General features: G+C 32.3%; 24 protein-coding genes. 18 read left to right on the top strand and 6 right to left on the bottom strand.

The window, feature by feature from the left end; genetic code table 11:
- Positions 1-53 precede the first annotated feature (53 nt).
- From hypB to hypA, 5 genes are read left to right on the top strand one after another with little or no spacing between them, the layout of a single operon-like run.
- Positions 54-803, top strand: a complete 750-nt coding sequence (hypB, locus tag KAR67_RS00460; protein WP_131235533.1) for a hydrogenase nickel incorporation protein HypB — start codon at positions 54-56, stop codon at positions 801-803.
- Complete coding sequence (locus KAR67_RS00455) at positions 803-1,084, top strand: HypC/HybG/HupF family hydrogenase formation chaperone (RefSeq protein WP_115596103.1); 282 nt, start codon at positions 803-805, stop codon at positions 1,082-1,084. Before hypB ends, KAR67_RS00455 begins: the two co-directional genes overlap by 1 nt.
- Positions 1,068-2,159 carry a hydrogenase formation protein HypD gene (hypD, locus tag KAR67_RS00450; protein WP_131235532.1) on the top strand — a complete coding sequence of 364 codons (1,092 nt, stop codon included), beginning with the start codon at positions 1,068-1,070 and terminating at the stop codon, positions 2,157-2,159. Before KAR67_RS00455 ends, hypD begins: the two co-directional genes overlap by 17 nt.
- Complete coding sequence (gene hypE / locus KAR67_RS00445; RefSeq protein ID WP_002872365.1) at positions 2,156-3,130, top strand: hydrogenase expression/formation protein HypE; 975 nt, start codon at positions 2,156-2,158, stop codon at positions 3,128-3,130. Before hypD ends, hypE begins: the two co-directional genes overlap by 4 nt.
- The gene (gene hypA, locus KAR67_RS00440) at positions 3,130-3,474 is read left to right on the top strand and encodes a hydrogenase maturation nickel metallochaperone HypA (RefSeq protein ID WP_002776349.1); all 345 of its coding nucleotides are present in this window, start codon (positions 3,130-3,132) and stop codon (positions 3,472-3,474) included. Before hypE ends, hypA begins: the two co-directional genes overlap by 1 nt.
- 107 nt (positions 3,475-3,581) lie before the next feature.
- On the opposite strand, the gene KAR67_RS00435 is transcribed toward hypA, so the two are convergent.
- Positions 3,582-4,547 (bottom strand): DNA polymerase III subunit delta, encoded by a 966-nt coding sequence (locus tag KAR67_RS00435; RefSeq protein WP_002787382.1) that lies wholly within the window; start codon positions 4,545-4,547, stop codon positions 3,582-3,584.
- Entirely contained in the window at positions 4,540-6,474 is a 1,935-nt protein-coding gene (locus tag KAR67_RS00430) for a ribonuclease R family protein (RefSeq protein ID WP_002781664.1), read from the bottom strand. Before KAR67_RS00430 ends, KAR67_RS00435 begins: the two co-directional genes overlap by 8 nt.
- 122 nt (positions 6,475-6,596) lie before the next feature.
- Between KAR67_RS00430 and ilvC the strand changes: the two genes are divergently transcribed.
- Genes ilvC through KAR67_RS00405 form a run of 5 tightly spaced genes read left to right on the top strand, consistent with a single transcriptional unit; the run spans position 6,597 to position 10,676 of the window.
- A complete protein-coding gene (gene ilvC, locus KAR67_RS00425) occupies positions 6,597-7,619 on the top strand; it encodes a ketol-acid reductoisomerase (RefSeq protein ID WP_002776360.1) in 1,023 nt (340 codons plus the stop codon).
- Positions 7,620-7,621: 2 nt separating this feature from the next.
- Complete coding sequence (locus KAR67_RS00420; protein WP_002776371.1) at positions 7,622-8,674, top strand: divergent polysaccharide deacetylase family protein; 1,053 nt, start codon at positions 7,622-7,624, stop codon at positions 8,672-8,674.
- Entirely contained in the window at positions 8,664-9,434 is a 771-nt protein-coding gene (gene dprA / locus KAR67_RS00415; protein WP_002776372.1) for a DNA-processing protein DprA, read from the top strand. Before KAR67_RS00420 ends, dprA begins: the two co-directional genes overlap by 11 nt.
- The gene (gene ruvX / locus KAR67_RS00410; protein ID WP_002776373.1) at positions 9,431-9,811 is read left to right on the top strand and encodes a Holliday junction resolvase RuvX; all 381 of its coding nucleotides are present in this window, start codon (positions 9,431-9,433) and stop codon (positions 9,809-9,811) included. The genes dprA and ruvX overlap by 4 nt, the downstream gene beginning before the upstream one ends.
- Positions 9,801-10,676 carry an RsmB/NOP family class I SAM-dependent RNA methyltransferase gene (locus tag KAR67_RS00405; protein ID WP_052778148.1) on the top strand — a complete coding sequence of 292 codons (876 nt, stop codon included), beginning with the start codon at positions 9,801-9,803 and terminating at the stop codon, positions 10,674-10,676. Before ruvX ends, KAR67_RS00405 begins: the two co-directional genes overlap by 11 nt.
- A 222-nt stretch (positions 10,677-10,898) precedes the next feature.
- On the opposite strand, the gene msrA is transcribed toward KAR67_RS00405, so the two are convergent.
- From msrA to aspS, 4 genes are read right to left on the bottom strand one after another with little or no spacing between them, the layout of a single operon-like run.
- Positions 10,899-11,399: a peptide-methionine (S)-S-oxide reductase MsrA gene (msrA, locus tag KAR67_RS00400; protein ID WP_002776375.1), complete on the bottom strand. Its 501-nt coding sequence runs from the start codon at positions 11,397-11,399 to the stop codon at positions 10,899-10,901.
- A gap of 47 nt (positions 11,400-11,446) precedes the next feature.
- Positions 11,447-11,965, bottom strand: a complete 519-nt coding sequence (gene ppa / locus KAR67_RS00395) for an inorganic diphosphatase (RefSeq protein WP_002776378.1) — start codon at positions 11,963-11,965, stop codon at positions 11,447-11,449.
- Between the two features lie 9 nt (positions 11,966-11,974).
- Positions 11,975-12,550: an adenylate kinase gene (locus tag KAR67_RS00390; RefSeq protein WP_002776379.1), complete on the bottom strand. Its 576-nt coding sequence runs from the start codon at positions 12,548-12,550 to the stop codon at positions 11,975-11,977.
- The gene (gene aspS / locus KAR67_RS00385) at positions 12,547-14,298 is read right to left on the bottom strand and encodes an aspartate--tRNA ligase (RefSeq protein WP_002784258.1); all 1,752 of its coding nucleotides are present in this window, start codon (positions 14,296-14,298) and stop codon (positions 12,547-12,549) included. Before aspS ends, KAR67_RS00390 begins: the two co-directional genes overlap by 4 nt.
- Positions 14,299-14,390: 92 nt before the next feature.
- Here aspS and KAR67_RS00380 point away from each other — a divergent pair, with 92 nt between their 5' ends.
- From KAR67_RS00380 to KAR67_RS00345, 8 genes are all read left to right on the top strand, one after another.
- Positions 14,391-15,251, top strand: coding sequence for an NAD(+) kinase (locus KAR67_RS00380; RefSeq protein ID WP_002776381.1), 861 nt, complete (start codon positions 14,391-14,393; stop codon positions 15,249-15,251).
- Positions 15,251-16,774 (top strand): AAA family ATPase, encoded by a 1,524-nt coding sequence (locus KAR67_RS00375; RefSeq protein ID WP_002784256.1) that lies wholly within the window; start codon positions 15,251-15,253, stop codon positions 16,772-16,774. The genes KAR67_RS00380 and KAR67_RS00375 overlap by 1 nt, the downstream gene beginning before the upstream one ends.
- Before the next feature lie 88 nt (positions 16,775-16,862).
- Positions 16,863-18,107 (top strand): diguanylate cyclase, encoded by a 1,245-nt coding sequence (locus tag KAR67_RS00370; RefSeq protein ID WP_002781652.1) that lies wholly within the window; start codon positions 16,863-16,865, stop codon positions 18,105-18,107.
- Positions 18,098-18,910 (top strand): TatD family hydrolase, encoded by an 813-nt coding sequence (locus tag KAR67_RS00365; protein ID WP_002792206.1) that lies wholly within the window; start codon positions 18,098-18,100, stop codon positions 18,908-18,910. The genes KAR67_RS00370 and KAR67_RS00365 overlap by 10 nt, the downstream gene beginning before the upstream one ends.
- Positions 18,911-18,912: 2 nt before the next feature.
- Entirely contained in the window at positions 18,913-20,046 is a 1,134-nt protein-coding gene (locus KAR67_RS00360) for a lytic transglycosylase domain-containing protein (protein WP_002776385.1), read from the top strand.
- Positions 19,991-20,830 (top strand): septal ring lytic transglycosylase RlpA family protein, encoded by an 840-nt coding sequence (locus tag KAR67_RS00355; RefSeq protein ID WP_002776386.1) that lies wholly within the window; start codon positions 19,991-19,993, stop codon positions 20,828-20,830. Before KAR67_RS00360 ends, KAR67_RS00355 begins: the two co-directional genes overlap by 56 nt.
- A 4-nt stretch (positions 20,831-20,834) precedes the next feature.
- Positions 20,835-21,323: an HAD-IIIA family hydrolase gene (locus KAR67_RS00350; RefSeq protein WP_002776387.1), complete on the top strand. Its 489-nt coding sequence runs from the start codon at positions 20,835-20,837 to the stop codon at positions 21,321-21,323.
- A complete protein-coding gene (locus KAR67_RS00345) occupies positions 21,314-21,826 on the top strand; it encodes a hypothetical protein (protein ID WP_002776388.1) in 513 nt (170 codons plus the stop codon). The genes KAR67_RS00350 and KAR67_RS00345 overlap by 10 nt, the downstream gene beginning before the upstream one ends.
- Positions 21,827-21,836: the final 10 nt, after the last annotated feature.

Raw genomic sequence — 21,836 nt, 5'->3', positions numbered from 1 at the left:
ATTTAATACTTTTAAAGATAAAATCAAAGAAAAACTTTCAAAAGGAACATAATATGTGTAAGGATTGTGGCTGTTCAATAAATTCGGCTCATACTCATGAGCATTCTCATCATCATGATCATCATCATGAAAATCCAAGCCTAAAAGAAAGCAAAACCATAGAAGTGATTTCTAAAATTTTAAGCAAAAATGATGAAGAAGCTAAGCACAATAGAGCGCATTTTAATGAAGCTAACACGCTTTGTATCAATTTAATGAGTTCTCCAGGTAGTGGAAAAACTACGCTTTTAGAAAGCACGATTAAGGCTTTGAAAAATGAACTTAAAATTGCTGTGATTGAAGGGGATTTAGAAACCAATAATGACGCTCTAAGGGTAAAAAATGCCGGAGCTTTGGCGTATCAAATCACTACAGGACAAAGCTGTCATTTGGACGCTTTTATGGTGCATGAGGCTTTGCATCATTTAGCCATTGATGATGTGGATTTGCTTTTTATAGAAAATGTTGGAAATTTGGTTTGTCCTGCAAGTTATGATTTAGGAGAGCATTTAAATGTGGTTTTGCTTTCTGTTACCGAAGGAAGCGATAAACCGCAAAAATATCCTGTGATGTTTAAAAAGGCTGATATAGTTTTAATCACAAAGGTAGATTTGGCCCATCATTTTGATTTCGATATTAAAGAGGCGACTAGGTTGATTAAAGAATTAAATCCTAGAGCAGATATTATCACCCTTGATGCAAAAAATGGCACCAATATGGAGCTTTGGTATAAGGTGCTTAAACTTAAAAAGGAGCTTTTTTAATGTGTTTGTCTATACCTTCTGAAATTTTAGAAATCGATGAGTTAAACAATGCTTTAGTACAAACTTTAGGCGTGAAAAGAAAAGTTAATTTGGATTTGATTGATGAACCTTTAAAACAAGGCGATTATGTATTAATCCATGTAGGCGTTGCTATGGAAAAAATCGACAAAGAAGCCGCTTTAGAAAGTATAAAAACCTATCAAGAAATAGTAGAGAAGATGAATAGTGGCGAGATCAAAAGCGATGAAGGGGATATGGGTTTAAATGAATTTCATCGATGAATTTAGAGATAAAGACAATATTTTAGCCTTAAAAAAGCTTATAGAACAAGAAATTAAAACACCGATTAATATCATGGAAATTTGTGGCGGGCATACGCATAGTATTATGAAATACGCTTTGCCTTCTATTTTGCCTAAAGAGATTAATTTCATCCATGGGCCAGGTTGTCCTGTTTGTGTGATGCCAAGAGTTCGCATTGATACTGCGATCAAACTTGCTTCTATGAAAGATACGATTTTTTGCACCTTAGGAGATCTTTTAAGGGTTCCAGGAAGCGAAATTTCTTTGCTTGATTTAAGAGCAAGGGGAGCGGATATAAGAGCACTTTACTCTCCGCTTGAGGTTTTGGATATCGCTAAGCAAAATTTAAACAAAACCATCATCTTTTTTGCCATAGGTTTTGAAACTACTACACCTATGAGTGCTTTACTTCTTGAAAAAGTGATAGAACAAAATTTAAAAAATGTCTTTTTTCATATCAACCATATCACGGTTCCAGCACCTGTAGAAGCGATCATGAATGATGAAAATGTAAAGATCAATGCCTTTTTAGGGCCTTCTCATGTGAGCGTGATCACAGGTTATGGGATTTATAAACCCTTAGCGGCTAAGTTTAAAACCCCTATAGCAGTGAGTGGTTTTGAGCCTGTGGATATCATGGAAAGCGTTTTAAATATAGTAAGACAAATCAACAAAGGTAGTTTTGAAGTCTTTAATCAATATAAAAGAGCCGTAAGTAAAGAAGGTAATGTTAAAGCACAAAATTTAGTAAAAAAATACTTTAGGGTGTGTGATTTTGAATTTCGTGGCTTAGGACTTATTAAAGATGGAGGCTTGGAACTAAAAGAAGAATTTAGCGCCTATGATGCGAGTAAAAAATTTGATTGTGCGGTGCAAAGTAAAAATGAAAGTAAGGCCTGTATTTGTGGGCAAATTTTAAGAGGCTTGGCAAAGCCTTATGATTGCAAGGTTTTTGGTAAAGCCTGTACCCCAAAAAGCCCTATAGGAAGCTGTATGGTTTCAGGTGAGGGTGCTTGTGCAGCGTATTATAAATACTCAAAGGTGAATGTATGAAAAATATTTCCTTAGCCCACGGAGGTGGTGGAGAAGAGATGAACGAGCTTTTAACTAAGCTTTTTAAGATCTTTGATAATGAAATTTTAAACGCAAATAATGATGCAGCGATTTTAGGAAATTTGGCTTTAAGCACGGATTCTTTTGTTTTAAGTCCGATTTTTTTAGATGAAGAGGTCAATATAGGTAAACTTTGTGTTTGTGGTTCTATTAACGATGTTTTGATGGTGGGTGCTAAGCCAAAATATCTAAGTTTAGGGCTTATCTTAGAAGAAGGTTTTGAGCTAGAAAAATTAGAACGCATTTTAAAAAGCATTAAAGAAGAATGTGAAAAATGCGGAGTTATGTTAGTTTGTGGCGATACTAAAGTCGTTCCTAAGGGTAAGGCAGATGAAATTTATATCAACACTACAGCCTTAGGTGAAATTATTTCTAAAAAAGAAAGTAAAAATATCAAAGCAGGGCTTAGCATACTTCTTTCAGGCGATATAGGAAGGCATGGAGCTAGTGTTTTAATCAAAAGAAATGAGTTAGAAGCTGATATTAAAAGTGATTGTAAGGCTTTGGATAAAGAGGTTTTAGAGCTTTTAGAAAAAGATATAAAGGTTGTGGCCATGAGAGATGCTACTCGCGGGGGGCTTAGTGCGGTTTTAAATGAGTGGGCAAAGCAAAGTGGAAATGATCTTTTGATCTTTGAAGAAAAAATCATCGTTCAAGATGAGGTTTTAGGACTTTGCGAGCTTTTTGGTTACGAAGCGTATGAGCTTGCAAATGAAGGCACTTTTATACTTTGTGTGGAAAAAGAAGATGAGTTAAAAGCCTTGGAAATTCTAAAAAAATACAATGTAAATGCGAGTATTATAGGAGAAGTTTTAGAAGAGAAAAAAGCACGCGTGATCTTACAAAACGCTTATGGAGCAAAACGCTTTTTAGAAAGTCCTAAAGGCGAACTTTTACCAAGAATTTGCTAATGCACGAATTAAGTATAGTAGAATCTTTAATCGAACTTTGCGAAGAAAATGCCTTAAACAATAAGGCTTGTAATGTGCAAGAAATTTATGTAAAAATCGGGCGTTTAAGCGGTATAGAAGTGGATCTTTTTAAGCGTTGTTTTGAAACTTTTAAAGAAAACTCAAATATTTGCAAAAATGCTAAACTTTTTATAGAGCTTGCTCCGCTTGAAATTTTATGCTTAAAATGCGATCAAACAAGTATTTTAGAAGAAAATGTTTTTAAGTGTCCTAAATGTCAAAGTATAGAATACAAAATCACACAAGGTGAGGATTTACACCTTATGCGACTTGTGATGGAGTGAGTCAAAAAATTGATTTTTTGCAAAACGATAATCTCTTAAATAAAGAATTTTAGGGAAATTTTACAAGAAATTTAAAGAGCAAAATAAGAAATGAGATTGTCAATAATCTAACTTTTTATAATCCTTGCAAGCTTTAGCAAAGTGGCGATTAGAAATTCTTTTTTAGCAAGTTTGGAATTGGTTTTAAGTTCGTATTCACTTTTAAGCAAAAGGTTAAAAATTTCTTTATAATGTTTGATTTTTAAGCTAAAAGCTTGTTCGTTTAAATTTTGTGCTACTTGAGGCGGAGGAGTATAACCTAAGAGTTCTTTAAAATCCACTTTCCCATAAATTTTAGCATAAAGAGCAATTTTAAAAAGACGGTAAAAGGCAGAACTTAAAGAGTTAATCAAAGCAATTTCATTAAAATTATCCAAAATCTTCTCAAGCTCATTTTTAAAATCGGCTCTTTTTAAAATCTTTTCAAAGAAGCTTTCAAAACTTCCTATGTTTAAGCTATAACAATATTGCTCTATGGTTTTTTCATCCACTCTTAAGCCGCTGAATTTATTAAGCTCGCTAGCAGCAAGATACAAATTCTCATCAAAGCTTGTAAAAAGGGTAAATAAAGCATTTTGAGTGATTTCTATATGGAGTTGTTTTGCTTTTATGCTTAAAAGCTTTATCCCTTCTCTTGCGTTATTGGCCTTGAAAAAACGCACAAAATTAGGAGAAAAGATTTTTTCTATATCGCTTTGTTTAGAGCTTTCATCGTAAAGTTCTAAAAGTAAGAAATTGTCTTTATTGTTTTTACAAAGCTCAACTAAAACTTTAAGTTCTTTTGTGGGAATTTTTTTAGAAGTTTTGATTTCTAAAAGCTTTTTTTCGCTAAAAAGCGAACCTCCGCTTAGAAAATCACTTGCACGAGTAAAGCTGTATTCTTCAAAAAATAATTTTAAAATTTCATCCGCTTGGTATTTTTCCTTGATAAAATCAGCATAAAGCTCACTTTGAAAATTATCAGCTCCATAAAGAAAGAAAAAATTATCAATTTGATTTTTGGAAAGTAAATTTTGAAGTTCTTTTCTATACATTACTTTCCTTTCTAAGTCTTTGGGTGATTTTTGCATAAATTTTTGCCATGATGATGTCAGCTTCTAAAATTTGCACTTCTACGCTTTCTAGTAAATTTACCCGCGTATCATAAAGGATGATATCAGCTCCTTTGATCTCATCATCAAGTTTTGCTATACAAATTCCATCATTTTGCACTACTAGGGCTTTAAATTTTTTGCCTATATTTTTAGCTGCCCATCTCGCAAATTTTCTATCCATAAAATCATAAGCGACTTTATCAGCCTCTCTTTCAAGCACGCTAAGGTTTTCGCAAGTGCTTTGTATATTTAAAAGTAGGTAATTAAAAAGTTTTTCATCTTTTTTTTGTTTAGCTTTTAAAAGTCTATGTAAGATAAGATCAGAATACCTGCGTATAGGACTTGTAAAATGTGAGTATTTGTCAAAACCTAAACCAAAATGCCCCCCGTTTTCGCTAGAATACTCTGCCTTTTTTTGAGCTTTAATGATGAGTTTATCCACTTCCGCTCTTAAGCCAAGCTCATCGGCTAAAGCTTGTATATCGCGTATAAGCTCAGGCAGGTTAGGTTTTAGTTTTACATCGATTCCAAGCTCTAAAAGTTCATTTAAAAGTCTATCTATCTTTTTCATATCTGCACTAGAGTGATTTCTAAAAACACCTACATCGATGAGTTTTGCTGCGGCTTTATTGGCTAAAAGCATACAATCTTCGATCAAATTATGCGAAGGCGTGTCTTTTTCAAAAACTGTGCTTTTTAGACTTAAGTTTTCATCTAGATTCATTCTTAATTCTTCGGTGCGAAATTCAAAGGCATTTTTAAGACGCATTTTGCGTAAATTTTTTGTGATTTCAAAAAGCTCATAAAGCCATGAAAGCTCTTTTAAATCAGGTTTTTGTATCAAAATTTCATCAACTTCATCATAATTAAAACGGCGTTTTGAGTTGATAATACCTTCAAAAAGTTCTTCTTTTATGACTTTATTTTCATGATCGAGTGTGATTTTAAAACAATACGCTAAGCGATCTAAATGAGGCTTTAAAGAACAGATATTTTCACTCAAAGGACGAGGTAGCATAGGTATAGCAATATGTGGAAAATAAATAGAAAATCCACGATTTCTTGCTTCTTTATCTATAGCGCTATAAGCATGAACATATTCGCTAACATCAGCAATAGCTACATAAATTTCTCGTTTTTGAGTGTCAAAATAAATCGCATCATCAAAATCTTTTGCATGTATAGGATCTATGGTGCAAAAAGGCAAGGCTCTTAAATCCATGCGATTTTCATACATGCTTGCATCAACGCTATCGCCGTTTGCTAGAGCTTCTTTGATGCAAGCGTCGCTAAATTCGTTATTTTTATTAAAAAGAGCTAAGGAGATTTTTTCATCTACGCTTTCATCATCGATATGTCCTAAAACTTCTATGATATTGTTATTTTCATTTTCTATTTTTAAAATTGTCCCTAAAGGTAGTGCTTTTAAGGATTTTTGAGAAGCTTTTAAGGTGGTGCTTAATCCTGTTTTGATATTCATTCCAAGAACTGCTTCGCCGTATCTTTTGGTGATAACAAGTGAGGTTTCATTAGCTCTTTTTAAAACCAAAACCACTTTAGCACTAGGGCGTTTTTTCTTTAAGGGGAGTAATTTAGCAGCAACGATATCTTTGTAATTTGCTCCTTTTAAATTTTTATTTTCTATAAGCAAATCTTTTTTAAAACTCTCATCAAAACACTGTAAAAATCCTGTGCCCTTGCTCGAAATATCAAGGGTTCCAAAAACATAGCCATTATTAAGATAGTATCTATTTTTGTGTTCTTTGATGATGTTATTAGCTAGAAGCTCTCTTAGAATTTGTTTAAATTCATTGCTAACTTCATGAGCACTTATGCCGTAATTAAGATTGTTTAAAAATTCTTTCACTGCTTTACTTTATGTAAATTTTCTTGAGAATTCTTGCATAAAGTTTATAAAAAAAATATGAAATTTAAAACTTTATTGTTATAATAAGATCTTTAATTTTGAATTTATTAAGGAGTAAAATAATGGCTGTTACAGTTTATTATGACAAAGACTGTGATTTAAGTTTGATTAAATCAAAAAAAGTGGCAATTATAGGCTTTGGATCTCAAGGACATGCCCATGCTATGAATTTAAGAGACAATGGGGTTAATGTTGTCATCGGGCTTCGTGAAGATGGGGCAAGTTTTTCTAAAGCAAAAAGTGCAGGTTTTGAAGTGATGAGCGTAAGCGAAGCTTCGAAAGTAGCAGATGTGATTATGATTTTAGCTCCGGATGAAATTCAAGCTGATATTTTCAATGCGGAAATAAAACCAAATTTAAGTGAAGGCAAGGCTATAGCTTTTGCACATGGTTTTAATATACATTATGGTCAAATCGTAGCTCCTAGAGGTATAGATGTAATCATGATAGCCCCAAAAGCACCTGGGCATACAGTAAGAAATGAATTTGCTATAGGTGGTGGAACTCCTTGTTTAATAGCGATTCATCAAGATGAGAGCAAAAATGCTAAAAATTTAGCTTTAAGCTATGCAAGTGCGATCGGGGGTGGACGTACAGGTATTATAGAAACAACCTTTAAAGCCGAAACAGAAACAGATCTTTTTGGTGAGCAAGCTGTGCTTTGTGGTGGGCTTAGTGCTTTGATCCAAGCAGGATTTGAAACTTTAGTTGAAGCAGGATATGAGCCTGAAATGGCTTATTTTGAGTGTTTACATGAGATAAAACTTATCGTAGATTTGATCTATCAAGGTGGAATTGCAGATATGCGTTATTCTATTTCAAACACTGCAGAATATGGCGATTATATCACAGGACCAAAAATTATCACTGAAGAAACTAAAAAAGCTATGAAGGGCGTTTTAAAAGATATACAAGATGGAAATTTTGCTAAAGATTTTATTTTAGAACGCCGTGCAGGTTTTGCAAGAATGCATGCAGAACGCAAAAATATGAACAATTCTTTAATCGAGCAAACAGGCCGCAATTTACGCGCAATGATGCCTTGGATTAGTGCTAAAAAATTAATCGATAAAGATAAGAACTAAAATTGTCAAAAAAACTGATTCAAATCAAGCGTTATTTAATCATCGCTATACTTTTTTTAATATGCGTGATTTTATTTTTGGGAATTTTGATTCAATATCAAGATTCTCAAAATGCATTAAAATTCGCTCAAAATTCTAGTAAAAATATAACAATAGAACCCAAGCAAGAAAATATATCCAATGAAAATCATTTGGGTATTTTTAAAGAAATTCCTTATAAAGACGAAAATGATAATTTTCAAGAAAACAATCAAAGCATTTTAGAAGAGCAAATAAAAGATTTAAATTTAAGTAGTATTATAGATGGAAATTTAAGCAAAATAGATGAAAATTTAAGCCTTGTAGTAGAACAAAATTTAAGCAAGGAAGAAAATCTTACAAAAGATATGAATTTAAGTAAAACAAAACAAGCCCGCCTTGCTATCATTATAGATGATATGGCGAACATAAGTCAAGTTAGGGCTTTACAGGCATTAAAACTCAAACTTATCCCTTCATTTTTTCCACCCGATAAAAATCATATCGATACCCCAAAACTTGCTCTAAAATTTGATTTTTATATGGTGCATTTGCCTTTAGCGGCGATGAATTATACTAAGCCTGAGCTTGATACCTTAAATCCAAGCGATAGTGAAAAGCGTATTTTTAAAAAAATACAACAAGTGAAAAAAGATTTTAAAGATTTAAAATTTATCAACAATCATACAGGAAGCTTATTTACAAGTGATGAAAAAGCAATGAAAAAACTTTATAAAGCCTTTGAAAAAGAAGAATTGATTTTTGTAGATTCTAAAACCATAGCAAGCTCTAAAGCGCCTAAAGTGGCTAAGGCTTTGGGGCAAATTTATATACAAAGAGATGTGTTTTTAGACAATCGCGATGATGTTGCTTATATCAAAAATCAACTCATAGAAGCGGTAAGGCTTGCTAAGCAAAAAGGCTTTGCGATAGCTATAGGACATCCTAGAAAAAATACTTTTAAAGCCTTAGAGCAAAGCAAAGATTTGCTTAAAAGTGTTGAGTTGGTGTATTTAAGTGAGATTTATGCAAAGTGAACTACCAAGCGCTTATCTAGAGCTTTTTAAAGAGTTGAAAAATCCTCCTAAAAAACTTTATTATAAAGGAAATTTAAAACTCTTAGAACAAAGAAAGATAGCCATTATAGGCTCTAGGCGTATGAGCACTTACACTAAAAATTGCGTTTTTGAGCTTTCAAATTTGCTTAAAAATTCAAAGATAAGTGTTGTAAGCGGAGGTGCTTTGGGTGTTGATATCAGTGCAAGTATGGCGGCTATGCCAAACACTATAGGGGTTTTTGCCAATGGTCTTGATGAAATTTATCCTAGAAGCAATGAAAAAATTATAAAACAAATTTATGAAAATGCTTTGGCTTTAAGCGAAAACGAATCCTACTATAAGCCTAAGCCTTATGATTTTTTACTTAGAAATAGGCTGATTGTCGCTTTGAGTGAAGCCGTTGTTGTTGCGCAAGCAGATTTGCAAAGCGGCTCCATGCAAAGTGCAAGACTTGCTTTGGAGCTTAATAAACCTTTATATGTTTTACCCCAACGCAAAAATGAAAGCGATGGGACAAATTTACTCTTACAAGAAAAAAATGCGAATTTGCTTTTAGATTTTAAAGAATTTGCAAGTTGTTTTGGGGTTATAGAAGAAGAAAAGGATGAATTTTTAGACTTTTGTAGACAGGGCGTAAGCGTGGATGAGGCAACTCAAATTTATAGAGAAAAAGTCTATGAGTACGAGCTTGAAGGAAAAATTTCCATAGAAGGTCTTTTTATAAGGGTTTTGGTATGAGAGCTTTGGCCTTAGATGTGGGTTTAAAGCGTATAGGCGTGGCGCTTTGTATAGATAAAATCGCCATTCCTTTAGAAGGTATAATCAGAAAAAACCGCAACCAAGCTGCAAATGAAGTTAAAAATTTACTTCAAATTCATGATATTTCTTTATTGATTGTAGGTATTCCTAAGGGAGGATCGAGCGAAGAAGAAATGACAAGGCGTATCAAGCATTTTGTATCTTTGCTTGAATTCGATAAAGAAATTCGCTTTGTAGATGAAAGCGGAACAAGTAAAGAAGCTTTAGGATATGGTGTGGCTAATACACGCAAAAAAGATGCCAAGCTAGACTCTTTAGCAGCTTTAATCATGATAAAGGATTATTTTGGAATATAATCTAGCCAGTATTTATAATGATAAAGAACTTGAAAATCTTAAAAATTCTTTTAAATTGCCCAAAAAAATATGCTGTTTTATAAATCGCCTAAAATGTGATAATTTAACACTTGAAAGAGAATTTCAAGATTTGAATTTAGAGTATAAAAAGCTTAATGAGTACTGCTATCTTTTTAAGGCTTGTGATAAAAGTATTTTAAGCTCTATGCAAGCTTTTAATGAATTTAAATTTTATATACAAAATTATGCTTCTTATTTGTGCGCTTTAAATTTGGATGTAAAGGCAGGGCAGAGTGTTTTAGATATGTGTGCAGCACCTGGTGGAAAAAGTATCAATCTTGCTAATTTTATGCAAAATGAAGGTTATCTAGCTTGCAATGAAGCAAGTAAAGATAGGTTTTTTACCTTGCAAAAGAATTTGAAAAATTATGGAGTAAAAGCTCGAGTTTTTATGAAAGATGGTAAAAATATAGGAAATTTATGCCCTTTAAAATTTGATAAAATTTTACTTGATGCACCTTGTTCTACTTTAGCAAAAATGGGTTTAGAATTAGAAAAAAGTTCTAAAGAGATTAAAAACATAGCTAAACTTCAAAAAAAACTTTTACATTCTGCACTCAAGGCTTTAAAAGTAGGCGGAGAGCTTGTTTATAGTACTTGCACTTTTACCAAAGAGGAAAATGAAGAAGTGATAGAAAATGCTTTAAAAAGTGATTTTGATATAGAGCTTTTGGATATAAATTTAGAAAATGCTTTGGCAAAAAATGGGCAAAGTAGCGAATTTGAAGCGATTTCTAAATGTAAACGCATTTTACCTTGTGAAGAATACGACGGATTTTTTATTGCTAAATTAAGGAAAAATTGATTTTAATTCTTTAAGGCTAAGTTCGCATAGAAGCTAAAATTTCATTATATATTAAAATTATTCACATCTTCAAGTAAATTCACAAAAAAACTTAAAAAACAATAAATGTTTTTTTGGAAAATTTAAAACTTAAAGTCCTATTTTTAGGGCTTTGAAAAGAAAATCACATCGTGAAAAGCCTGTGAATAAAAAATAAATTTTTTAAAACTTAAAAAGATAATTTCACTCGTAATTTCTAATTTTTTCTAGTTTAGGTGCTATAACAAAACGACAATAGCTTTGATTGGGATTGTGTATAAAATAATGCTGATGATAATCTTCTGCTTTGTAATATTTTTGAAGTTTATAAATTTGTGTGACAATCGGAAGTGAAAAATTAACTTGTTCTTTTTTTATAAAATCTTCTATGGTATTTTTATCGCTTTGGTTTTCATAAAAAATTGCCGAACGATATTGAATTCCTATATCAGCTCCTTGTTTGTCAAAGCTAGTTGGATCATGAATTTTAAAAAATAAGCTTAAGATTTGTTCTAAGGAAATTTTGGCTTCATTGTAAATGATTTTAACCACTTCTATATTGCCATCGCCATTGCAAACACTTTCATAGCTAGGATTGTCATTTCCACCTGTGTAGCCTACTTCAGTGTGTATAATGCCTTCAAAATTTTCAAAAGCAGCTTCTACACACCAAAAACATCCACCACCTAAAATGATATTTTTCATAAAGAATTTCCTTAAAGATTTAGCCTATAAAAGGCTAAATAAAGAATTTATTTGTAGTTTTTAATCGCTTTTTCTAAAATTTCAACAGCAGCTTTTTCATCTTTGAAATCTTGCACTTTTACCCATTTGTTAGGTTCTAAGATTTTATAAGTTTCAAAGAAATTTTTGATTTTATTTAGAGTTGCTTGTGGTAAATCAGTATAGGTTTTGATATTGTCATATCTTGCGTCGATTTTAGAATTTGGCACAGCAAGAAGTTTTTCATCCATTCCACTTTCATCTTCCATGATTAAAACACCGATTAAACGACATGGAATAACTGCGCCTGCTTGGATAGGGTATTCATTTAAGACTAAGATATCCACAGGATCGCCATCATCAGCTAAGGTATTTGCGATAAAACCATAATTTGCTGGATAAAACATCGCGCTAGCCATAACGCGATCCACCATGATCGCACCGCTATCTTTATCGATTTCGTATTTAATACTTGAGCCGTATGGAATTTCAATTACAGCATTGATTTTGTTTGGAATATCTCCGATTTTGATTTTGCTTAAGTCCATTTTTTATCCTTATATACTTTGAATTTTTTTAATCAACTCTTTCATATCAGCAACGATAGGTTCGATAGTGCGTTCTCCATCGATAATGAAATGAAGTTTTTTCTTTTGGTAAAAAGAAATGATTTCTTCTAGTGGCTCGGTATACACTTTCATTCTATTATAAAACACTTCTTCGTTGTCATCTGCGCCACGACTTCTTCCTAAAACGCGATCTTTAGCTACTTGTTCACTCACTCTTACTTCGATTACGCCTTTTAGACAAATTTCATTTTGCTCGCTTAAAACTTTATCAAATTCTACCATTTGCTCCACACTTCTTGGATAGCCATCGATAATAACTGTTTTTGTAGGAGCAGCTTTTAGCGCTGAAACTATAGTATTTATAACTACATCTAATGGAACTAAATTTCCCTTAGAAATAAAACCATCTATGGTTTTGCCAAGTTCACTTCCGCTTGCTACTTCCGCTCTTAAAAGATCTCCTGTAGAATAATGAGTAACATCCGCATCAGCTTGTGCAATCAAACTAGCATCTGTAGTTTTTCCGCTTCCTGGTGCACCTATAATTAAAAATAATTCTTTCATTTTATATTCTCCCTTAATTTGATTCCTAATTCTCTCATGGTTTCATTGCTAGCAGCTGAAGGAGCATCCGTCATCAAGCATTGTGCTCTTTGAGTTTTTGGGAATGCTATAACTTCTCTTATGCTATTTGCTCCTGTTACTAGCATGATAAGTCTATCAAGCCCTATAGCAATACCTCCATGTGGTGGAGCGCCAAAACTTAGAGCATCAAGTAAAAATCCAAATTTTTCTTTTTGCTGTTCTTCATCGATATTGAGTAATTTAAAAACTTTTTGCTGGATATCATTTTTATGAATTCTTATACTACCACCACCCAGTTCAACGCCATTAAGTACAACATCATAAGCGATAGATGATATTTCTTCTAAGTCGGCCTCATCGATATTTTTTGGCATAGTGAAAGGGTGGTGCATTGCAGAATAACTTCCATCATCATTTTGTTCAAACATAGGAAAATCAACTACCCATAAAAATTCCAAAGCATCAGGGTTGATTAAATTAAGTTCTCCAGCTAGGAAAATTCTAAACCTTCCCATATAATCAAGCACAGTTTTTTTAACCCCTGCGCCAAAAAATACCACATCGCCTACTTCAAGTTCACAACGCTTAATAAGTTCGTTTAAATCCTCTTCGTTAAAAAATTTGCAAAGTGGACCTTTAAGCCCATCTTCTTTAACTTGTATAAAGGCTAAGCCTTGAGCTCCAAATTTGCGTACAAATTCTTCAAATCTTTGCATTTGTCTTTTTGAAAAGATAGTATCACCCTTTGGAACGCGTAAAGCTTTGACACGATTTTTTTTGCTATCTTTGGCAATATTTGCAAAAATTTCATTATTTGACTTTGCAAAGATATCTATAACATCGATCAGTTTTAAATCAAAACGCAAATCAGGCTTATCACTTCCGTAGTTTTCCATAGCCTCTTTGTAAGGCATTTGTCTAAAAGGGATTTGAATTTCTTTACCACAAGCTTTAAAAATATCTTTTAAAAAGGTTTCAGCCGTAGCAATCACATCTTTTTGCTCGCAAAAACTCATTTCAACATCAATTTGTGTAAATTCAGGCTGACGATCTGCTCTTAAATCTTCATCTCTAAAGCATTTAGCGATTTGAAAATAACGATCAAAGCCGCTACACATTAAAAGTTGTTTGAAAAGTTGTGGGCTTTGAGGAAGAGCATAAAATTCTCCTTGATGTACGCGTGATGGTACAAGATAATCTCTTGCTCCTTCTGGAGTGGCTTTGGTTAAGATAGGGGTTTCAACTTCTAAAAATCCCATATTTGCTAAAGAATTTCTAGCAGCTATACAAGCTTTGGAGCGTAGAGCAAAATTTTCATAAAGCTTAGGATTTCTTAAATCTAAAAAGCGGTACTTAAGGCGTAATTCTTCATTTACACTTTCATCACCTATGCCAAAAGGAGGGACAGCACTTTCATTTTCGATAATGAGCTTGCTTACTACTACTTCAATTTCACCGGTTTTTAATTTAGGATTTGTAAGTCCTTCTCCTCGGGGTCGAATTTTTCCTTCGGCTATTAAAACAAATTCATTTCTTGTGCGAGAGGCTATTTCATGAGCTTCTTTGCTATCATTTGGATCGCATACAAGTTGGATAATACCACTACGATCTCTTAAATCAATAAAAATTACGCCGCCATGATCTCGGTAGCTATTAACCCAGCCGCAAAGTTTAACCACTTCGCCTATGTGGGTAGAATTTAAGTCTGTATTGTAATGACTTCGCAAAATTTTTCCTTGAAAATTAATTTTTTTAACATATAAGTTAAAATTATAATATTTTTATTCTTTTGCTTAGCTAAGATTTGTTATAATTTTTTATGCAAAATAAAATAGATTATAAAAACATTAAAAAAATCGGACTTGCGGCGCGTCCTAATTCAAATTTAGACAAGGAAATTTTGATTCTAAAAGAAATTTTAGAAAAAAAAGGTGTGGAGCTTTTGCTCTATAAGGAAAGTTCTGAAATTGTAAAATTACCAAAATACGACCTTGATACATTGTTTGAGCTTTCAGATTTTGTAATTTCTTTGGGTGGTGATGGAACTTTGATTTCTTTATGCCGAAAAGCTTGCGAGTATAATAAAGCGGTTTTAGGAATTCATGCGGGTCATTTAGGATTTTTAACAGATTTTAAGGTGGATGAAGCTGAAGTTTTTTTTGAAGCTTTTTTCAGGGGAGAATTTAGGGTAGAAAATCCTTTTTTATTGAGTATTATTTTAGAAAGTAATGATGGTCAAATCATGCAAAAATTTGCTTTTAATGATGTAGTGATCAGCAAGGATAGAAAAGCTTCTATGGCGCATATAGAGGTATTTCGCAAAGCTAAAAAATTTAACGAATATTTTGGAGATGGTCTTATAGTAGCCACTCCAGCAGGTTCTACAGCATACAATTTAAGTGCAAATGGGCCTATAGTTTATACTTTAGCGCAAGCTTTTATACTTACGCCCGTTTGTTCGCATTCTTTAACCCAACGCCCTATAGTACTGCCTAAGGGCTTTGATCTTGAAATAGGCGCAAAAGATTGTATTTTTAGTATAGATGGACAAGAAAATTATAAAATGAATGATTTTAAAAGCGTTAAAGTGGGGCTTAGTGATAAAAGTGTGGCACTTATACATCCTAAAAATCGAGATTATTTTCAAATATTAAGAGAAAAATTAAATTGGGGACATTGATGATAAATAGAGTTTTGATGAAAGAAAATCTTGGCTTTAAAGAGGTTGAGCTTGAAATTTCTCAGGGACTTACAGTCTTTACGGGTTTAAGCGGGGCGGGAAAGTCTGTACTCTTTAAGGGTATATTGTCTGCTTTTGCATTAAGCGAGAGTGAGGCAAAGCTTGTTGAGATTGAGCTTGATGATAAGATAGATTTAGAAGAATACGGCATAGAAGGTGAAGAGGAAAATGTTTTTAAGCTTTTAAAGGATAAAAATACAAAATATTTCATCAATAATCAAAGTATTTCAAAAAAAAGTTTGATTCATTTGAGTAAAAAATTTATTAAATATCTAAGTGCTAAAGAAATCAATGAATTTAGCAATGAGAAATTTTTAAATCTCTTAGATGCTTTAGAATGTGCGAAAAATCCTGAATTTGAAGATTTTTTATCTCATTTTAAAGATGATTATAAACAATGGCTTCAAATTTCAGAAGAATTGACTACAATTTTAGAAGAAGAAAAAAGGATTGAAGAGCTTAAAGAATTAGCAAGCACGCAGATTGAAAGAATTTCTAAAATCAATCCTAAAGTCGGAGAATACGAAGAGCTTTTAAATCTTAAAAAGAAATTATCAAAAAAAGACAAAATAGAAGCAGCTTGGGAAAAGGCAAGTGCTATTTTTGAATTAGAAAAAGTAGTTATTGATGCTTTAAATCTTAGCGAAAAAGATACGAGTTTTTTTAGTGAATGTTTAAACGAACTTCGCATCATAGCTGAAAATGAAAAAATCGAAGATTTGGATTTTGATATAGAAGAAGTACTCAATAGAATCGAGGATTTATCCTCTTTAATCAAGCGTTATGAGAGTATAGAAAATGCTTTAGAGGTATTGGAAAATAAAAAAAATGAACTCGCTCATTATGATAATTTAAGCTTTGAAAAAAAAGAACTTGAAAAAAAACTAGAAAAAATCGAAAAGAAAATCAATCAAAGTACTCAGTTATTAACTCAAGCTCGTATGCAAAATTTAAAAACTTTAGAGGATTTTTTAAACGATTATCTAAAAAACCTTTATATGAAAAATGTAAGTTTGGAATTAGTAGATACTTCAAAAATCACTTCTTTGGGAAAAGATGAGATCAAATTAAGTATCAATGCTGCAAATTTAAAAAATTTAAGTTCAGGTGAGCTTAATCGTTTAAGACTTGCTTTTATCGCGACTGAGTGTAGAATTTTAAATTCAGGCACAGGGATAATATTTTTAGATGAGATTGATGCTAATTTAAGTGGCAAAGAAGCGATGAGTATAGCCAATGTTTTAAATGAGCTTTCTGCTTTTTATCAAATTTTTGCTATATCTCACTTACCGCAGCTTTCTTCAAAAGCTCATAATCATTTTTTGGTTGAAAAAAATGCTTCTTGTAGCACGGTTAAAAAACTTAAAGATAAAGAGAGAATTAAAGAATTAGCAAGAATGATAAGTGGCGAGACTATTACAGATGAAGCTTTGGAATTTGCTAAAACTTTGTTTAAAGCTTAAGCGGAATTTTTATTTGTTTGTGTTAGAATTGGGATTTTTTTAATTTTATTATAAAGATTTAGTTTTAAAAAAGGTATTTTTATAGATTATGAATAAAAAAATTTTGCTGATCGATGATAATAAAATGCTTGGAAAGCTTTTAGCTAAAAAGATACAAACTACTTTAAATCATGAAGTTGATATTGTTTTTAGCCTTGCTGAAGTTAAGGCATTGCCCAATGATGAGTATTTTTTAACTTTTGCAGATTTATGCTTGCCTGATGCACCTAATGGGGAAGTGGTGGATTATGTTTTGGCAAAAAATTGGCCTGTTATTGTATTAACCGCGAGCAACGATAAAGCTACAAGAGATAAATTTATGGATAAAGATATTTTAGATTATATCTTTAAAGAAAGCGATACCTGTATAGATCAGATTATAGATTCTATTGTCAAGCTTGAGCGTTATGCTAAGACTAAGGTTATCTTAGCCCTAAGTAAACTTCCTGAACGTAATGAAATAAAAAAAATTCTCACACAAAGAAAATTTAATGTTTTGGCCGCTGCTCATGGTGAGGAAGCGATGAGTTATTTAAATGACAATAGCGATGTGAAGCTTATTATCGCTGATGCGAACATGCCTGTTATTAGCGGAAGTGAGCTTTTAAGCGAAGTAAGAGCGCGTTTTAGTGATGATGAATTGGGTGTAATTATTTTAGGTGATAAAGATGATGCTTTAGAGGCTAGTTTGCTTGTAAGTGGAGCTAATGAGTATTTGGTAAAACCCTTAAGTAAAGAAAGTTTAAATTGTCGCTTGGATAAATGTCTTCATTATATGGCCAATATGCAGTTTTTAAGCATTTATAACAATCTTGATCCTATTTCCGGGATAAAAAATTCCAATGCTTTATTGAGTTGCGTTGAAGATTATTTAAATGAAATTGTAAGCAAAGAAGAAGAATTTGCTTTTGCATTCTTAGATATAGATAATTTAAGAAATTTAAACGAAGAATACGGCTATGAAGTAGGGGATAAAATTATTAAAATTTGCGCTGATGAGATTGTTAATGAAACCAAAGGGCGTGATATTGTGGGTAGATATAGTGCTGAAAAAATTTGCATAGTATTAAAGAATATTTCGCAAGAAAGGGCGATTAAAATTCTTTCTCGTATTCGAGTCAATATAAAAAAAGTTGGAATTTTAGTCAATTTAGATGAAGTCTTTTTTACTGCTTCTATAGGGGTAGTTTTTGCTAAGAGTGGAGATAAATTTGAAATCTTAGTCGATAAAGCTTCAAAAGCACTTTCGCAAGCTAAGGCTAATGGTAAAGATAGAGTAGAAGTATGTTCTTAAATCTTGAATTTAAAGATGGTCTAAAGATCATCGATACTCATTGTCATTTAGATAGTGAAGTATTTAAAGAGGATTTAGATGAGCTTTTAAAGCATTCATTTGATAATGGTATAGAAAAAATCATCATACCAGGTGCAGATATTAAAGATTTACCTTATGCAGCAGAACTTGCTAGCAAATATGAAAATGTATTTTTTGCCGCAGGTGTGCATCCTTATGAGCTAGAAGGTTTTGATGAGAAAATTTTAAGAGCATATTTGCAAGACGAAAAATGCGTGGCCGTAGGTGAATGTGGACTTGATTATTTTCGTTTTAAAAGTGAAGATTTAAAAGAGAGAGAAAAAGAAAAAGAGGAGCAAAAAAGGCTTTTTGTAGCTCAACTTGAGCTAGCTAAAGAATTTAAAAAGCCTGTTATTATCCATTCTCGCGAAGCAAATAACGATACTTATGAAATTTTACACGAGCATTCTAAAGATCTTGTTGGAGGGGTTTTGCATTGTTTTAACGCAAGCGAACATTTATTGCGTCTTAGTGATGATGGATTTTATTTTGGAATCGGTGGTGTTTTAACATTTAAAAATGCTAAGAATTTAGTAAATATTTTACCACAAATTCCAAAAGATAGATTGTTGCTAGAAACCGATGCTCCCTATCTTACTCCAGAGCCTTATCGTGGTAAAAGGAATGAGCCTTTATTGACTCAATTTGTAGCCAATAAAATGAGTGAAATTCTTGATTTACCAAAGCAAGAGCTTTTAAGGATTTGCTTGGAAAATTCTTACAGATTATTTTTTAAAGGTTAAATATGAAAAAAATTATATTTTGTTTTATTTTATTTTATAACTTTCTTTTTGCACAAACTACCACTCCTGAATTTTATGAAAGACAAATGAGTGTTTTAAGAAATTTAGACATTGATCCAAGTTTTATCAGTGATTTAGCTTTTGTGCAAAGTCAGCAGGATTTAAGATCAAAGCATGCTCCGACTTTGATTGATGGTATACAAAATTTCTCAAAAGTTACTCCTATGATAAGAAAAATTCTAGCACAACAAGAAGTTCCTGAAGAAATTTTATATCTAGCTATGGTAGAATCAGGATTAAAAGCGCATAGCGTTTCTAATGCTAAGGCAGTAGGTGTGTGGCAATTTATGCAACCCACGGCAAGAAATTTAGGACTTAGGATTGATGCTTATGTTGATGAAAGACGCGATCCTGTAAAATCTACATATGCCGCGGTTCATTATCTAAAAAGCTTAAAAGAAGAATTTGGGAAATGGTATTTAGCACTTTTAGCTTATAATTGTGGAAATGGGAAATTGCGTCAAGCAATAAAGCAAGCAGGAAGTGATGATTTAAGAGTATTAATCGATCCTGATAAAAAATATCTTTCTTTAGAAACTAGAAATTTTATACGCAAAATTTTAACTTTAGCTTTCTTGGCTAATGATAGGGATTTTTTACTTGATAAAGATGGAGCTTTGGTTAATTATGCTTTAAATAACGATTTTGCAAAGGTTGATGCTCCTTCTTCGGTCGCATTAAAAGATTTGGCTAAAAATTTAAATATGGATTTGGCAACTTTTAAAAAATATAATCCACATTTTAAACATGGTTTTACTCCTCCAGGTAAGGGGTATTATATGTATATTCCTTTAAATAAAGTAGCTTTTTTTGATAAAAATTTTAAAGTTGAAAAGCTTGCAAAAGTAGATACAACCATACCTATGACTAAAATTTATGTTGTAAAATCAGGCGATTCTTTATATAAAATCGCTAAAAAATATAATACTAGCGTAGAGCAAATTCGAGAATTAAATAAAATTGCCAAAAATCACTTAAGTATCAATCAAAAATTAATCATACCTATTAAGGAGAATAAAAATGCAAACTATAAAACAAAAGCTAAAGAAAACTTTACCCAAGTTGTTAGCCGCTAGTTTAGTTGCAACTTTTTCTAGCGGATGCTTCGGAGGTCTTTTTTCTAGCGTAGGTTCAGCACAAATATATTATCCAAGTAATGATTTTCATAGTAGTCCTTCAGGATCCGGAAGTAAAGGGACTATGAAACCTTATACTATAAATGGTAAAACTTATTATCCAACTGTTGTATCAGTGGGTGAAACAGCAGATGGTATAGCAAGTTGGTATGGACCGGGCTTTCATGGTAAAAAAACTTCTAATGGTGAAACTTATAATCAAAATGGTTTAACCGCAGCTCACAAAACTTTACCTATGAATACCATTTTAAAGGTAACTAACCTAAACAATAACCGCCAAGTTACCGTGCGTGTTAACGATAGGGGTCCTTTTGTAAATAACAGAATTATAGATCTTTCTAAGGGTGCTGCAAGTCAAATCGATATGATTGCTGCAGGAACAGCTCCTGTGAGACTTGAGGTTATAGGTTTTGGTTCGGCTAATTCAGGTAATAATGTCGTTCATTCAAATATAAATTATGGAGCTAGTGGCGGAATTGCAAATAATGGTCAAATTTATGAAGGTGGAAATTTTATGGTGCAAATTGGAGCGTTTAAAAATCCATCAGGAGCTCAAACTATAGCATCTAGATATAAAACTTATAGAACCTATTCTTCAACCATACGCAAAAGTTCGGTTGATGGCTTGAGTCGCGTTTTCTTGACAGGATTTAGAAGTGAAGAAGAGGCAAGAGATTTTGCAGCAAGTGGTGCATTTGCTGGTGCTTTTGTTGTGCGTGAGTAAAACAATGATAGAATTGATATTTTTAGATGTAGATGGTTGTCTTACAGATGGTAAAATCATCTACACTTCCAATGGAAGTGTGATTAAAGAATTTGATGTTAAAGATGGTGCAGCTATAGAAGCTTGGATTAAGCTGGGTAAAAAAATTGCTATTATCACTGGAAGAAATTGTCCTTGTGTGAGTGCTCGTGCTAAGGATTTGAAAATAGAAATTGTACATCAGGGTGTTAAAGATAAATTAACTTGTGCTAAAAAAATTTTAGAAGAGCTGAATTTAGATTTTTCTCAATGTGCGGCTATAGGGGATTATTTTAACGATAAAAATTTACTTGAAAATGTTGGCCTTAGTTTTAAGCCTAAGGATGCACATAGGGATTTAAAAGTTGATATCACACTTGATAAAAAAGGCGGAAAAGCAGCTGTGGCTCAAATGATAGAGTATATTATAAAGAAAAATGATATGCAAGAGGAATGGGATAAGCTTTGGCTATAAGAATTTTTGGAATTTTGATCGCTCTTTTTACTATTACTTTTACAATTTTAAGTTTGCAAGATCCTTATTCTTTAAATATTAAATCCTATGCTTTAAATTTTAAAAATATCGAAGCTTCCGATTTAAATGCTTACGAGCTTAATGCAAGCAATGTAAAATCATACTATAAAGCGCAATCTTGGGCGCGTTATACAGACAAAGATGAGTTTGATAATTTTGTCAATTTTAATTTGGATTTTAATTTAAGTGCAAATAAATTGGAACTTAAAGGCAAGGAGATGGATAAGGTTTTGCTTGAAGGCAATGTTACCTACATAGGTTTAAATAATACAAAAATTTTTGCTGATAAAGTAGAGTATGCGCCTAAAAATAAAATTTTAAGCACCAATACAGGATTTAAAGCTTTGATAAATGGAAGCATTATTAACGGAAATACTTTAAACTACGATGTAGAAAAGAAAATTTTACAAGTTCAAGGAGTGAATGCGTGGTTAGAAAGATAATTTTATTTTT

The organism is Campylobacter sp. JH32 (genome assembly GCF_017846535.1).
Taxonomy (GTDB): Bacteria; Campylobacterota; Campylobacteria; order Campylobacterales; family Campylobacteraceae; genus Campylobacter_D; species Campylobacter_D coli.
This window is presented reverse-complemented; position numbering and strand designations above follow the sequence as displayed.